The organism is Achromobacter sp. UBA4530 (assembly GCF_002388205.1).
GTDB lineage: Bacteria > Pseudomonadota > Gammaproteobacteria > Burkholderiales > Burkholderiaceae_B > Achromobacter > Achromobacter animicus.
Window position 1 is genome coordinate 81,714 of the sequence record NZ_DGMA01000026.1, and the last position, 15,015, is coordinate 96,728.

Genomic DNA, 15,015 nt, shown 5'->3' on the forward strand with positions numbered 1-15,015 from the left:
TCCCGCCCGCGCGTGCCCTCACGCTGCCCGGACCAGCAAAACGGGAACAGGAGACATTCTTGTAACGCCTTCAGCGCTACTGCCGAGCATCGCGCGTTGGATACCCCGCCGCCCATGTGTACCCATCACGATCAAGTCCGCCGGCCATTCTTGCGCCGCTTCAATAATCCGCTCTTGCACCGAAAGTCCCAGATCGTCAGCAAGGATCGTTTCAACCGGCACCTCCGCCGATGCCGCGCGCACACGCGCTTGGTTCAGAATCTCCTGGCCGCCCCGTCGCAGTGTCTCGATGAGTTCTCCCATGTAGTAGCCCGCATAGGGATTGGCAGTGAGTGAGATTGATAGATCATCCAGCACATGAATAATGCGTAGCGTTGCATTGGATGCCTTTGCGATCTTTATCGCTTCATCTAATGCGCGATTCGAAGCGTGACTGCTGTCAACGGAGACAATTATGTGTGAATACATGGCTTCTCCCGTACCGTGGAAGCCGATCAACACGCTGAACGGCGGTGGAAGGTCAGCATAGATCTATCGAGGACTTGGAATTTGATAATCGTCAACGTGTCCGGATGGGCGCGCAATGCCTACTGAGCTTCTTTCAATAGCGCCCTGGCTTCCTCCCGACGGCCCTCATCGGCCACTTCTCGGCCGGGACGCGGCGGGGCTTTGAGTGCCTTTTCCAGGTAGGGAATCGCCTCGGATTTCCGGTTGCGATACACGAGGTAGTGTGAAACGACGGATTTGGTAGGGCGGCAAGTTGGATGGGGCGTCCGCTTTGGGTCGAAATCGGCCAGTCGTCGACGACTGGTCGCGGCCAGGAGCGGTCCTTGATCGCACCGCTTTACATACCGAGTTCCTAAGGTCTGTCCGTTCACTTAGCGATACATCGCTTGGAGGGAGGTGTTCGACACGCACAATCACCGCGCATGCTGCGCCGGTAAGTCTACCGACGTCCGTGCGAATGACTCGGCATATTTTGCCGTCTGCGGGATTTTCCATGCCTGTGCTCCTGGGCGTCGAAAGCACGGATTCGTACCACCACCGCTGAATGTCCAGCAAGCCGCCGGCTCGCGAGCCTAGGCTGCACTTCAAACCAAGTGCCTTCAATTTAATGGTTCGAGGTCCGGCAGTCGGCATTCAATCGCGAGGAGTGCTGTCCCGTCCGGCAACCGGTAATTGTTATCACCGAGCCATGTGACGGGCTCGCCGTCCCGCAAGCAACAGTAGTAATTAGCCCAGGCCCCGTCGTGGTTTGGAGCAGCCCTGTAGCGACGTTGGATGATGTACGTAATCCCGTTGGCGTCCACCGCTACTATCTCAGTGGCGCGTTTGGTATGGTCTAGTGTCATGACGCGGCCTCTATCTGAGGGGTAGTGCTCACCTCGTGCGGTAAGAGCCTCTCCGCCCGTTGTGCTGACGTGGACGATCCCCGGCGCATGCCCGACGCACAAGCGAAGACGTCCAGAGCCGACTGCACTGGGTACACTTCAAGGTACGCACTTAACCGGCGTAGTGATAGTTGTCCGGCGTCCAAGGGTCATCAATCAGGGGGGTTGCTGCCTTGGGCACGACGGATTGAGCGTTGTGGTTTGACTGTAGCGCCGGAAGTGCGGCGCCCTTCGGTGAAAGATGTTTCTCGGCTATCTGATGCAGACTTGTGACGAGCTGATTGATAAAGGGGAAGGGCATTTAGGTTCCATGGTGTCTGCGGCAGACGAAGCCCGGCAGTATTCATAGCGATTCAATCCTGGGCATGTGCCACAGGTTGTTGTGGCCGACGCCGCCCCTTCAGAGTACGCTCGCCACCCCTGATAACCTAAGCCTGAATTGAAACAAACCAATCCCCCGTGAATCGCGAGCTTCACTCTTTCTTTGAGCGCGCGCATGCGAAAACGCACTCGAGTAGAGTGCTAAGGTACGCGGGCTTCGCGAGCCTGTCATCAACGCCATGAGATTCCGCTCCGAGGTCCGAGGTCGCGATCTCGCTGGATCCCGATTGGCTGAAGTGGCGCCGCGCACGCATCGAGGCCCCGGGGGAAGGATTTCAGAGGAAGTCATCGGAATCTGCGCGGAATTGCGCGGTAGTTGGCTTGAAAATCAGGTCGGTGGGGACGGCTCAACCTAACCGGTGGGACGATCCAATTTGTGTGTCATTGTGAAACGCTCATATCTTTGTGACCGCCAATCACCCATAGTGGGTGCAGGGATACTTTTCCCTGGAAAATCTAGGACATACATTGAAGATTGAAACTGGTATTGTGAAGTGGTTCAACAACGACAAGGGCTTCGGCTTTATCATGCCGGAGCTCGGCGGTAAGGACCTCTTCGCGCACTACTCTGAGATTCAGGGTAGCGGGCACAAATCTCTCGAAGAGAACCAGCGCGTGACGTTCGTCGCCGGCCAAGGGCAAAAAGGTCCTCAGGCGACAATGATCAAACCGATTTAAGAAACTGGCTGGCTTGTCTGAAGGCAAGCCGTCTGGCACCTAGCAAGTGGGGCCGAATCCTTTGAAACAGGGGATTCGGCCCTTTGGCTTTGGACGACAGCATAGCTACCTGAACTGTCCAGATTAAACAGTCGATGCCTATGGCGACACCCTGCTGTGTTATGTCTCATTGCTAGCCATAAAAACTTCTCCAGACGGCGACTCCTGGACCTTCCTGAGGACGTTGCATTACGTGCAACTGGCCGCGCTTCGCCATACCTCCCGTGCCGAAATCAGACACCTTATCCGGAACGATTTACCGGGTGTTTTCTACTTATATCGTCTTGTTGGCGATTTCGATAAAGTGTCGTTTCCATGACCAGTACTTTTCGTGCGGGCGTCGGAAAGCTCGCTCTGACAGGTGAGGCGCTCAATGACCACAAGACGAGAGTTTCTAGGCTCCAGTGCACTTGTAGCGCTCACTGGCACGACGCTTGGTCCGGGCCGGGTACGGGCACAGGCAAGCGCGGATCGCCCTGGGTTCTTCGGGGCGAAGGACATCGCGGAGGCTGGGTTCATTTACGGCCTGCCTATCGTGATGAACTACGCCGTCATGCATGAGTACGCGGTGGATCGCGGCTCGGGGCAATTCAAGGCGCCTTTCAACCACATCAAGAACGAACCCAACGTATTCACCTACAAAGACACGGCGATTGTCACGCCCAATAGCGACACGCCGTATTCCTTCGTGTGGATGGACTTGCGGGCAGAGCCGGTAGTGCTTTCAGTGCCGGCGATCGACCCGAAGCGCTATTACTCGGTCATGCTCTGCGACGGCAACACCTACAATTACGGCTACATCGGCACTCGCACCACCGGAAACGAGGCTGGCGACTACATGGTGGTCGGACCCGAATGGAAAGGTGCCGTCCCGGCGGGCATCAAGCGGGTGTTTCGGTCCAGCACACAGTTTTCGCTCGCCGGCTACCGCACCCAACTTTTTGGTCCAGACGATCTCGACAGCGTGAAGGCGGTCCAAGCTGGTTACCAGGTGCGAATGCTCTCGGCGTACCTGAATCAGGCGCCGCCACCGGCTGCAACAGCCATCAGCTTTCCCATGATCAACAAAGAGTTGGCGAAGACCAACTTCTTCGAGTTTCTGGACTTTGCATTGCAGTTCGCGCCTCCACAAGCCAACGAGCTACCAGTCCGCGCGGAACTCGCGCGCATCGGCGTGGGGGCAGGCAAGACTTTCAACTTCAGAGATTTGCCGCTGGACCAAAAACTGGAGATCGGCCTTGGCATGAAAGAAGGCCAGCGCAAAGTGGACGAAGCCGTCGCCAGCACCGGAAAGGCGATCAATGGCTGGCGGCTAAGCGGACTGCCCGGTAACAGCGAACACTACAACGGCGACTGGCTCAAGCGCGCCGTCGCGGCTCAGGCAGGCATATATGGAAATGACCCGGACGAGGCGACTTACCCGTTCACCCGCGTAGACGCAAATGGTCAGACGCTGGACTGCAGCAAGCACAATTACACCCTCACGTTTCCGGCCGGCGCGTTGCCGCCGGTTAATTCGTTCTGGTCGCTGACTATGTACCACGGCAAGTCGCAGCTACTGGTCAGGAACCCGATCGACCGCTACCTAATCAACTCGCCCATGCTGCCCGCGATGAAGGTTAACGCGGACGGGTCATTGACACTCTACATCCAGCACAAGACGCCGGGCGGCGACAGGCAAGCCAACTGGCTCCCCGCTCCCGATGGGCCGGTCTACCTCGTAATGCGGCTGTACTGGCCGAAGATCACACCGCCCTCGGTCCTGCCAGCCGGGGAAGGGACGTGGCAGCCGCCAGGGGTGGAACGTGTCGTATAGGTTCTGGAGAAGAAAGGCCAAGTTCGGTGAACCAAATCTCAAGTTGGATGAACTTCGACATCAAGGGCGGCGACGGGCAGGAGAAGGTGTCACGAGAAGGTGTCAGACACCGGGCAGAGTTTGTAGAACGAAGTGAGGTGTCCGACGCCAAGCAACTGCCAGCGTTACGCGTCCCGCGTCACCCGCAAAATCTCCTCCGGCGACGTCTGCCCCGCATCCACCCACCGCTGTCCGTCCTCGCGCATGCTGCGCATCCCCGACGCAGCCGCGGCGCGGCGCAGTTCGCGTTCGTCGCGACCTTCGTGGATCAAACGGCGGGCTTCGTCGTCCACCGTGAACAGCTCATGGACACCCGAACGGCCGCTGTAGCCGGTATGGTTGCAGGCCTCGCAGCCGACGGGGTGGAACACCTGCACGCCGTCCAGCGTCGACGGCGCCTTGCAAGCGGGACATAGCTTGCGCACCAGGCGTTGCGCCAGCACGCCCAGCAACGACGACGCCAGCAGAAACGGTTCTACGCCCATGTCCGTCAGGCGGGTGACCGCCGAGACGGAGTCGTTGGTGTGCAGCGTGGCGAGCACCAGGTGGCCCGTCAGCGACGCCTGCACCGCGATCTGCGCGGTTTCCAGGTCGCGGATTTCGCCGATCATGATGACGTCCGGGTCCTGGCGCAGGATGGCGCGTAGGGCCAGCGCGAAGCTCATGTCGATCTTGGCGTTGACCTGCGTCTGGCTGATGCCGGCCAGGTCGTATTCGATGGGGTCTTCCACCGTCAGGATGTTGCTGGTGGAAGCGTCCAGGCGGCTCAGCGCCGCGTACAGCGTGGTGGTCTTGCCGCTGCCGGTCGGGCCGGTCACCAGCACGATGCCGTGCGGCTGGCGGATCAGGCGGTCCAGCTGTGACAGCACACCGGGGCTCATGCCCAGCTTTTCCAGTTGCAGGCGTCCCGCTTCCTTGTCCAGCAGACGCAGCACGGCGCGTTCGCCATGGCCGGTCGGCAGCGTGGACACGCGCACGTCGATCGGCCGGCCGCCCACGCGCAGCGCTATTCGGCCGTCCTGCGGCAGGCGTTTTTCGGCGATGTCCAGGTGCGCCATGATCTTGATGCGCGAAATCAGCGCGGCGTGCAGCGCCTTGCGCGGCGACACCACGTCGCGCAGCGTGCCGTCCACGCGATAGCGCACCACCGAATGCGTTTCGAAGGGTTCGATGTGGATGTCGCTGGCGCCGTCGCGCGCGGCCTGCGCGAACAGCGCGTTGATCATGCGGATCACGGGCGCGTCGTCCTGCGCTTCGAGCAGGTCTGCCACTTCGGGCATGTCCTGCATCAGGCGATCGAGGTCGATCTCGTTCTCCGCCACGCCCATGACCGACGCCGCGTCTTCCGAGTGGCTGTAGGCCGCGGTCAGCAACGTCTCCAGCGCTTCGTCGTCGATCTGCGTGAGGCCGATATCGCCGTGGCAGCGCCGGATTTCGCGCACGGCCCATTCGGGCGTGCGCGGACTGACCGTCAGTTGCGCCTGCCCACCGCGCAGCGAGAGCACCGCGCGCTGAGCGCGGGCCCAGGCGTAGGGCAAGGGGTGCGCGCTCATAGCAGCTTCTCGGGGTCCACCGCCACCGTCATCATGACCGGCCGCGGCGCGCGGATGGGCTGCTGCGCGGGCGCGGGCGGCGCGCCGGGATACTGGCGCACCGCAAAGGTCTCCACCGTGGTGGGCGGCGGGCGGCGCAGCGTTTGCGCCTGCTGTTCAGGACGAAGATCGTAGGCGTTGTTCGACACCGACGGCGCGGAACCCGGCAGCGGCAGGATCGGCGCCTGCATGTCCGGCAGCGCCCAATGATCGCGCGGCTGCACGGCGCCCTGCGCGCGGCGCATGTAGTCGTAGCGGTCCATCGTGACGCTGGCGCTGCGGTTGGCGTCGCGCACCACGTAAGGACGCAGGAACACCATCAGGTTGGTCTTGGTGCGCTTGCGCGTGTCGTAGCGGAACAGCGAACCGATCACGGGCAGCGAGCCCAGGCCCGGCACGCTGTTGGACGTCAGCGTCACGTTGTCTTCCAGCAGGCCGCCCAGCACGATGATCTGGCCGTCGTCGATCAGCACGCTGGTGTCGATGGCGCGTTTGTTGGTAACGATGCCGGTCGTGGGCGTCGAGCGGCTTTCGTCGATGCTGCTGACTTCCTGGTAGATGTCGAGCTTGACCGCGCCGCCTTCGGAGATCTGCGGGCGGATGTTGAGCTTGAGGCCCACGTCCTCGCGTTCGATCGTCTGGAACGGGTTCGAGCTGCCGTTGCTGCCCGAGGTCACGTACTGCCCCGTCACGAACGGCACCGTCTTGCCCACCAGGATGCTGGCCGACTGGTTGTCCAGCGTCAGCAGGTTGGGCGTGGACAGGATGTTGGCTTCGCCGGTGTTCTGCATGGCGCGCGCCAGCACGCCCAGGTTGATGACTTCGTTGCCCAGCACATCCACTGTCCCCTTCACCACGCCCAGGCTCAGGCCGCGGCCGATCGCGTCAATGGACGTCGGGCCGTTGCCGGTGATGCCGCTGCCGCCCAGATTCGTGCCGCCGATGAAGCTGGTGCCATTACCGTTGATGTTGCCGGCGCCCGTCATCCACTGGATGCCGAATTCCGCGGCCTTTTCCTCGCTGACTTCCACGATCAGGCTCTCCACCAGCACCTGCGCGCGGCGCTGGTCCAGCTGGTCGATCACTTCACGCAGGCTTCGGTACAGCGGCTCGGGCGCGGAGATGATGAGCGAGTTGGTGGCAGGGTCCGCCTGGATGGTGGCGCCGCCCGCGGAATACGACACGGCTTGCGACGAGTTGTCTTCGCGCGCGATGCGCTCCTGTTCGCCGGACAGGCCGCCACGGGACGAGCCCGACTGGCTGGACATGCCCAGCCCGGCCTGGTTGGACGTGCTGCTGGCGGTGTTCTGCGTGCGCGCGCCGCCCTGCGTGCCGCCGGTGCTGCTGCTGGCGCCGGGGGCCGCGCCGGGCGCGGAATTGGCCTGGCCCGTCAGCAGTCCGCCCAGCACCTCGGCGATGCGCGTGGCCTGCGCGTTGCGCATGTAGACCACGTGCAGGTTGCCCGCGCGGTTCTGCTGCGCATCCAGCTTCTGGATCAGCTCGCGCGCAAGACGTGTGCGGGCCGGGCTGCCCGAGCGCACCAGCACGCTGTTGCTGCGCGGATCCGCCACGATGGCAATGCGCTGCGTCGGATCGCTGCTCTGCGTGTCCAGCAACTGCGAAGCCAGGATGGCGATGTCGGTGGCGATGGCCGACTGCACCGGCACGACGTCGGTGTCCATCGAACTGGGCACGTCGATGCGCGCGATGACGGCGGCGATGCGTTCCAGGTTGTCGGCGTAGTCCGTCACGACCAGCGTGTTGTTGCCGGGGTACGCGTTGATCGGGTTGTTGGGCGGCACCATGGGGCGCAGCACCGGCACCAGGTTCGCGGCGTTCTCGTACTTCAGCGGAAACACGCGCGTCAGCATTTCGCCGCTGTTGCCGCCGCTTTTGGCAAAGGCTGACACGGGCACGGGCGCCCTGCCGCCCGCAGCAGTCGCGGCGCCCGCCGGCCGGGCACCGCCCACGCCCGGGCCACCCACGACGGCGCTGCCTTGCAGCTTGGCGTCGGCCTCCGGCACCACACGCGTCACGCCATCGACATCGACGATGGCAAAGCCCTGCAACCGCAGCGCGCCCGTCAGCATGGAGAGCGCCTGCGCGCTATCCACGGGCCGGTCCGAAACCAGCGTGAGCTTGCCCTTGACGCGAGGGTCCACCAGGAAGTTGCGCTGCGTGAACAGGGACAGCGCGCGCAACACTGCGGGGATGTCCGTGTCGACGAAGTTCAGGCTGACGCGGTTGTCCGCCTGTTGTGCATGAGCCGTGCTGGCGGCGGGTCCGAGTTGGCTTGCGGCAAGCAGGAAAGCGAGGCTGAATTGCGCGATGTGACGCATGACGAAATAGTTGCCCGAGACGTGAAATCGTTTGAGAAAACGTGAAAGCGCGTCGGAGTATACGGGGTGTGACTGCAACACTACGGTCATATTTCCAAGGCAAGGTAACGGGCTGGAAACCCTTTAAATTCGGGGCTCTTGGCGATTTCGGCAGGTGCTTCCGCTTTATTACAGTCATGCCTTCCTTTCGCTATGAAGCCACCGACGCGCTCGGCAAAATCGTGCGCGGCACGATCGACGCCGACTCCGAGCGCGGCGCCCGCAACCAGTTGCGCGGGCGTGGCCTGTTGCCCCTGTCGACCTCGCTGGCGGCGCGCGCCGAAGGCATGGGCGCGGCGCTGCGCACTCGCCTGTCGGACGCCGACCTTGCGTGGCTGACGCGACAGCTCGCCAGTCTGCTGGCCGCGCGGCTGCCGCTGGACGCGGCGCTCAGCGCCACGCTCGAACAGGCCGAAAAAAAGCACATCGCCGCCACGCTGGGTGGCGTGCGCGACGACGTGCGCGCCGGCCATCGCCTGTCGGCCGCATTGGCCTCGCGGCCGCGCGACTTTCCCGAGATCTACCGCGCGCTGATCGGCGCGGGCGAAGAATCGGGCGATCTCGCGCAGGTGATGGAAAAGCTGGCCGACTACATCGAGGAACGCAACACCCTGCGTAGCAAGGTCATGACGGCGTTCATCTACCCGGCGGTGGTGGCCAGCGTGTCGGTGGTCATCGTCATCTTCCTGCTGGGCTATGTGGTGCCGCAGGTGGTGTCGGCCTTCAGCCAGGCCAAGCAGGAACTGCCGCTGCTGACGCGCGTGATGCTGGGCCTGTCGGATTACGTGCGCGAATGGGGCGCGGTGACCGGCATCGCCATCGTCGCGGTCATCGCGTTGTGGCGCTACACGCTGCGCGCGCCGGTCGCGCGGCGGGCCTGGCATGCGCGCGTGCTGCGGCTGCCGCTGGCCGGTCGATTCGTGTTGGGGGTAAATGCCGCGCGCTTCGCGTCCACGCTTGCCATCCTGTCGGGCAGCGGCGTGGCCCTGCTGACCGCGCTGGAGGCGGCGCGCCGCACGCTCAGCAACGATGTGCTGCGCCTGGCGGTGGACGAAGCCGCTGCCCGGGTGCGCGAAGGTGCGGCGCTGTCGTCATCGCTCGGCGCGCAGAAGGTCTTTCCGTCGCTGCTGGTGCACCTGATCGCCAGCGGCGAAAAGACCGGTCGCCTTCCCGAGCTGTTGGACCGGGGCGCGCAGAACCTGTCGCGCGACCTGGAACGGCGCGCGATGGCGATGACGGCGCTGTTGGAGCCGGCGCTGATATTGCTGATGGGGGGATTTGTCCTGCTGATCGTGCTGGCGGTGATGATGCCGATCCTGGAGATGAACCAGTTGATCAGGTAGGGATGCGGGCCGCGGGAATACTGGCGGCAGGGGTACGGGCCAAATGCATGCGGGACCAATGGATAACGGCCCGATGGAGACGGGCCGCATCATGGCGCGGCCCGTGAAACATGAGGATCAGAGCGCCTCTTCGTCGCTCTCGCCGGTGCGGATGCGGATGGCCTGCTCCACCGGGGTCACGAATATCTTGCCGTCGCCGATCTTGCCGGTGCGCGCGGCCTTGACGACGGCTTCGATGGCGGCTTCGACCTGATCGTCCGGCAGGACGACTTCAACGCGGATCTTGGGCAGGAAGTCGACCACATATTCGGCGCCGCGATAGAGTTCGGTGTGGCCCTTCTGGCGGCCGAAACCCTTGACTTCGGTGACGGTCAGCCCGCTGACGCCGACTTCCGCCAGCGCCTCGCGGACTTCGTCGAGCTTGAAGGGTTTGATGATGGCGGTGACTTGTTTCACGTTGGTCGTCCTGAGTTTTTGATGTGTTGCGTCGCCCTGCCGCGCTGCCGATCGTCTTGTCGGGCGGGCGCCGGGCGCAATGGTTAAGAGAATAACACCGGGCAGGCGCGGCTGCGGCTCCGGGGAAACGCGCGCTGGCCCTGCCCCGCAGCGCGCCCCGCTTGCCGCCGCCCCAACTTGGTGCGCGGCGACGCCGTCAGCCCTTGGGCGTCTCGTCGGGAATGGTGTCGGCCTCGCGCATCCAGACCACCGATTCCGAGTCACTGGGCGCGCGCCAGTCGCCGCGCGGCGACAGCGAACCGCCGGAACCCACCTTCGGCGCGTTCGGGATGCAGGTGCGCTTGAACTGGCTGGTCCGGAAGAATTTGTCCAGGAAGATCTTCAAGTTGCGCTTGATGGCGGCCAGATCGTACTGGTTGCGGGCCACGTGCCCGGCTTCGGGCCAGGCGCCGGCCTCGCGGTCGCGCCAGGCCGTCCACGACAGGAACGCGACCTTGGTCGGCGCAAAGCCGTAGCGCAGCGTGTAGTACAGGTTGAAATCCTGCAATTCATAAGGACCGATGGACGCTTCGCTCTTTTGCTCGGGCTTGTCGTCCGCGCCCCCCGGCACCAGCTCGGGGCTGACGTCCGTGCCCAGCACGTCCAGCAGCACCTGCGCGCCGTCGTCGCCCAGCCGACCCGATTCGGCGACCCAGCGCACCAGGTGCGTGATCAGCGTCTTGGGCACGCTGGCGTTCACGCTGTAGTGCGACATGTGATCGCCCACGCCGTACGTGCACCAACCCAGGGCAAGCTCGCTCAGGTCGCCGGTGCCAATAACGATGGCGTTGCTGAAGTTGGCCAGGCGGAACAGGTGGTTGGTGCGCTCGCCCGCTTGCACGTTCTCGAACGTGATGTCGTAGACCGGCTCGCCGTTGGCATAGGGATGGCCCAGGTCTTTGAGCATCTGCAGGCAGCTGGGGCGGATATCGATTTCGGACGCCGTGCAGCCCACCACCGCCATCAGGCGGCGCGCCTGTTGCAGCGTGCGGGTGCTGGTGGCAAAGCCCGGCATCGTGACGGCCAGGATGTTTGAGCGCGGCAGGTCCAGCGCGTCCATGGCCTTGGCGCAGACCAGCAGCGCGTGCGTGGAATCCAGCCCGCCCGAAATGCCGATGACCACCTTCTTCATGCCGCTGGCGGACAGCCGCTGCGCCAGCGCCTGCACCTGGATGTTGTAGACCTCCTGGCAGCGCGCGTCGCGGCGCTGGGGGTCGGCCGGTACATACGGGAAGCGCGCCACGCGGCGTTCGAGCGGCAGTTCGGTGTCTTCCAGCGGCGGATTCACCGGCACCGCCACGCGGCGGAACTTGCGAACTTCATCCTGGTGGCGGCGCACCGACTGGCCGAAGGTGCTCTGGCGCATGCGCTCGCGCGACAGGCGTTCCAGGTCGACGTCCGAGAACAGCAGATGGGAATGGTTCAGGAAGCGTTCGGATTCGGCCAGCAACTCGCCGTTTTCATAGATGAGCGCCTGGCCGTCCCAGGCCAGATCCGTGGACGATTCGCCCCGCCCGGCCGACGTGTACATATAGGCCGACAGGCAGCGCGCCGACTGCTGCGACACCAACTGGTGGCGGTATGCGGACTTGCCGACGACGATGTTGGAGGCCGACAGGTTGACCAGCACCGTGGCGCCGGCCAGCGCGGCAAACGACGACGGGGGAATCGGCACCCAGACGTCTTCGCAGATTTCGACGTGGAACTGGAACAGCGGCAGCTTTTCCATCTGGAACAGCAGTTCGGCGCCAAACGGGACCGTCTGGCCCAGCAGGTCGATCTGCGTGTCGATGGCGCAATCGGCGGCGCTGAACTGGCGGGCTTCGTAGAACTCGCCGTAATTAGGCAGATAGGTCTTGGGCACCACCCCGAGGATGCGTCCGCCGGCCGCCACCACGGCGCAGTTGAACAACTGGTGGGCGACCCGCAACGGCGCGCCGACGACGATGGCGATATCCAGATCGGCCGTGGCCTCGACCACTTGCGCCAGCGCGGCTTCGCAGGCGTCCAGCAGGGCCTTCTGGTGAAAGAGGTCGTCGCAGGTGTAGGCCGACAGGCCCAGTTCGGGAAACGCCGCCAGCACCGCGCCGCCCTGGGCGGCCTGCTGCGCCAGCGCGATGGTCTGCGCGGCGTTGAAGGCGGGATCGGCGACCCGGCACTCGGGCACGCCGACCGCGACCCGGGCGAAGCCGTGGGAATACAGGTTGAAGAACGGGTTCGACATCGGGGATTTCGCCTGGAGTTTCGCTGGGGGTTTTGCCTGGGGCCCGGGAGTTCGTAGGCCCTGGAAACAACCGCCGGATTATCTCACGGCCCTCTGGCGGCGGCGTGCCTCCGCGCCCTTGTTCCTAACGCGGCATCTTGCCGTCCGTCAGCCCCCGCTCGAACGGCAGGGCCGCGTCGCCGTCCAAGACAGGCCCCTGCCGGTCGCGCTCGGCGGACAGCGCCGCCTGGATGGCGCTGTCGCGCAGGTAACTGCCCATCGCGCCGATGTCCGCCCCGGACGGCTGCTGGTACAGGCGCAGGCCCAGTTCCGGCAGGATCGCCAGGAGATGGTCGAAGACGTCGCCCTGGATGCGTTCGTATTCGACCCAGGCGGTCACGGCGGTAAAGCAATAGACCTCTACCGGAATGCCCTCGGACGTGGGCTCCATCATGCGCACCATCATCGCCATGTCCTGGCGGATCTCGGGATTCTGCTTCAGGTAAGCCAGCGCGTAGGCGCGCAGCGTGCCGATGTTGGTCAGCCGGCGCCGGTTGGCGGGCACGCTGGCCAGTTCGCCCAGCGTCTGGTTGGCCTGGACGATGTCCTGGGTCTTGGTCTGCAGGTAGTCGTGCAGCAGCCGGAACTTCATCAGGCGCTGCGGCTCGTCGTCGGCCAGGAATCGCACGCTGGCGGCGTCGATGCGGATGGTGCGCTTGATGCGCCGGCCGCCCGATTCGAACATGTGCCGATAGTTGCGATAGCTTTCCGAGAACAGCTTGTAGGTCGGCACCGTGGTGACGGTGTTGTCCCAGTTCTGCACCTTGACGGTATGCAGCGCGATGTCCTTGACGAAGCCGTCGGCGTTGCATTGCGGCATCTCAATCCAGTCGCCGATGCGCAGCATGTCGTTGCTGGTGAGCTGCGTGCTGGCCACGAGCGACAGCAGCGTGTCCTTGAACACCAGCAGCAGCACCGCGGACAGCGCGCCCAGGCCAGAAATCATCCACAGCGGCGACCGGTCGATCAGGATGGAAAGCACCAGAACGGTGCATACCGCCGCAAGAATCAGCTTGCCGATCTGGATGTAGCCCTTGATGGACCGGGTCTGCGCGCGGGTCGTGGCCGAATAGGTGTCCTGCCAGGCGCTCAGCACGCCCGAAAACGCAATGAACACGCAGATCCAGGCGCCCGCGTGCGCCAGCCGGCCGACGATGCTGACCGCCCGTTCGGCATGGGGCACCAGGTCGATGCCCACGGACACCACTGCAAACGGCACCGCGTACCAAAGGTTCTGATACGCCCGGCGGCGCTGCAGCGCCTTGTCCCAGTCGACGCGGCCGCTGGCGACCAGCAGCCGGTGTGCCAGCAAGAGGACGACGCGGGCGACGACCCACTGCACGAACAACGCGGTCAGGATAAGCACGCCGATCCCGATCAGCGTCTGCGCCCAGATCTCCCGCGGCATGTGGGTATCAAGTTGGGTGACTAGCTCTTCCCATTCCAGGGGCATGGATCCGTACTCGCTTTTCAGGTCTTGAAACTAACCGGGGATTATCCGACAACTCGCCCCGATCGCGGGTTCCGGCCCCGCATAACCGGCCCCGGCATTACCCGGCGCGGCGCGAGGCCCTATAATCCCGGCCATCATGGCAAAGACTCCCTCCCCCGATCAAAACCAGTTCGCCAACAAGGCGCAGGCCTGGTCCGCCCGGTTCTCCGAGCCGGTTTCCGAACTCGTCAAACGCTACACGGCGTCCGTGGATTTCGACAAGCGCCTGGCGCGCCACGACATCCAGGGCTCGCTCGCGCATGCGGACATGCTGGCCGCCCAGGGCATCATCGGCGCCCAGGATCTGGCCGACATCCAGCGCGGCATGACCCAGATCCTGTCCGAAATCGACGCCGGCTCGTTCCAGTGGCTGCTCGACCTGGAAGACGTCCACCTGAACATCGAAAAGCGCCTGGTGGAACTGGTGGGCGACGCGGGCAAGCGCCTGCACACCGGCCGTTCGCGCAACGACCAGGTCGCCACCGACATCCGCCTGTGGCTGCGTGACGAAATCGACACGCTGCAGGTCCTGCTGCGCCAGCTGCGCCACGCGCTGGCCACGGTCGCGCTGGAAAACGCCGGCACCATCATGCCGGGCTTCACGCACCTGCAAGTCGCCCAGCCCGTCACCTTCGGCCATCACCTGCTGGCGTACGCCGAAATGTTCGGCCGCGACGCCGAGCGCCTGGCCGATTGCCGCCGCCGCGTGAACCGCCTGCCGCTGGGCGCCGCCGCCCTGGCCGGCACGTCGTTCCCTATCGACCGCGAACGCGTCGCCAAGACCCTGGGCTTTGAAGGCGTGTGCCGCAATTCGCTGGACGCCGTCTCCGACCGCGACTTCGCCATCGAATTCTGCGCCGCCGGCGCGCTGATCATGACGCACGTTTCGCGGCTGTCCGAAGAGCTGGTGCTCTGGATGAGCCCGCGCGTGGGCTTCATCGACCTGGCCGACCGCTTCTGCACCGGCAGCTCGATCATGCCGCAGAAAAAGAACCCCGACGTGCCTGAACTTGCCCGTGGCAAGACCGGCCGCGTCAACGGCAATCTGGTCGCCCTGCTGACCCTGATGAAGGGCCAGCCCCTGGCCTACAACAAGGACAACCAGGAA

The 15,015-nt window shown here is 64.1% G+C and carries 10 protein-coding genes; 4 read left to right on the plus strand and 6 right to left on the minus strand.

The window, feature by feature from the left end; genetic code table 11:
- Positions 1–18: 18 nt before the first annotated feature.
- Positions 19–468, minus strand: a complete 450-nt coding sequence (locus tag B2W22_RS19545; RefSeq protein WP_286939296.1) for a universal stress protein — start codon at positions 466–468, stop codon at positions 19–21.
- A 1,772-nt stretch (positions 469–2,240) separates the two neighbouring features.
- Between B2W22_RS19545 and B2W22_RS19550 the strand changes: the two genes are divergently transcribed.
- A complete protein-coding gene (locus B2W22_RS19550) occupies positions 2,241–2,450 on the plus strand; it encodes a cold-shock protein (RefSeq protein ID WP_062842107.1) in 210 nt (69 codons plus the stop codon).
- A 412-nt stretch (positions 2,451–2,862) separates the two neighbouring features.
- A complete protein-coding gene (locus tag B2W22_RS19555) occupies positions 2,863–4,305 on the plus strand; it encodes a DUF1254 domain-containing protein (protein ID WP_218343491.1) in 1,443 nt (480 codons plus the stop codon).
- Between the two features lie 164 nt (positions 4,306–4,469).
- Here the strand turns inward: B2W22_RS19555 and gspE are convergent, their stop codons facing one another.
- Positions 4,470–5,897, minus strand: a complete 1,428-nt coding sequence (gene gspE, locus B2W22_RS19560; RefSeq protein WP_286939297.1) for a type II secretion system ATPase GspE — start codon at positions 5,895–5,897, stop codon at positions 4,470–4,472.
- Positions 5,894–8,275: a type II secretion system secretin GspD gene (gspD, locus tag B2W22_RS19565; protein WP_286939298.1), complete on the minus strand. Its 2,382-nt coding sequence runs from the start codon at positions 8,273–8,275 to the stop codon at positions 5,894–5,896. Before gspD ends, gspE begins: the two co-directional genes overlap by 4 nt.
- Before the next feature lie 176 nt (positions 8,276–8,451).
- On the opposite strand from gspD, the gene gspF reads away from it, so the two are divergent.
- Positions 8,452–9,657, plus strand: coding sequence for a type II secretion system inner membrane protein GspF (gspF, locus tag B2W22_RS19570; protein WP_286939299.1), 1,206 nt, complete (start codon positions 8,452–8,454; stop codon positions 9,655–9,657).
- Positions 9,658–9,774: 117 nt separating this feature from the next.
- On the opposite strand, the gene B2W22_RS19575 is transcribed toward gspF, so the two are convergent.
- From B2W22_RS19575 to B2W22_RS19585, 3 genes are all read right to left on the minus strand, one after another.
- Positions 9,775–10,113, minus strand: coding sequence for a P-II family nitrogen regulator (locus tag B2W22_RS19575; protein WP_006386376.1), 339 nt, complete (start codon positions 10,111–10,113; stop codon positions 9,775–9,777).
- Between the two features lie 196 nt (positions 10,114–10,309).
- Positions 10,310–12,376, minus strand: coding sequence for an NAD(+) synthase (locus tag B2W22_RS19580; RefSeq protein WP_286939300.1), 2,067 nt, complete (start codon positions 12,374–12,376; stop codon positions 10,310–10,312).
- A 124-nt stretch (positions 12,377–12,500) separates the two neighbouring features.
- Complete coding sequence (locus B2W22_RS19585; protein ID WP_286939301.1) at positions 12,501–13,868, minus strand: mechanosensitive ion channel family protein; 1,368 nt, start codon at positions 13,866–13,868, stop codon at positions 12,501–12,503.
- Positions 13,869–14,004: 136 nt separating this feature from the next.
- Between B2W22_RS19585 and argH the strand changes: the two genes are divergently transcribed.
- Positions 14,005–15,015: argininosuccinate lyase (gene argH, locus B2W22_RS19590; protein WP_286939302.1), on the plus strand; the 1,011-nt coding region annotated here is incomplete at its 3' end.

Excerpts from the sequence above, each read along its gene's own strand:
- B2W22_RS19545 (WP_286939296.1), bottom strand. The coding sequence starts at position 468 with ATGTATTCACACATAATTGTCTCCGTTGACAGCAGTCACGCTTCGAAT.
- B2W22_RS19555 (WP_218343491.1), top strand. The coding sequence starts at position 2,863 with ATGACCACAAGACGAGAGTTTCTAGGCTCCAGTGCACTTGTAGCGCTC.
- gspE (WP_286939297.1), bottom strand. The coding sequence starts at position 5,897 with ATGAGCGCGCACCCCTTGCCCTACGCCTGGGCCCGCGCTCAGCGCGCG.
- gspD (WP_286939298.1), bottom strand. The coding sequence starts at position 8,275 with ATGCGTCACATCGCGCAATTCAGCCTCGCTTTCCTGCTTGCCGCAAGC.
- gspF (WP_286939299.1), top strand. The coding sequence starts at position 8,452 with ATGCCTTCCTTTCGCTATGAAGCCACCGACGCGCTCGGCAAAATCGTG.
- B2W22_RS19580 (WP_286939300.1), bottom strand. The coding sequence starts at position 12,376 with ATGTCGAACCCGTTCTTCAACCTGTATTCCCACGGCTTCGCCCGGGTC.
- B2W22_RS19585 (WP_286939301.1), bottom strand. The coding sequence starts at position 13,868 with ATGCCCCTGGAATGGGAAGAGCTAGTCACCCAACTTGATACCCACATG.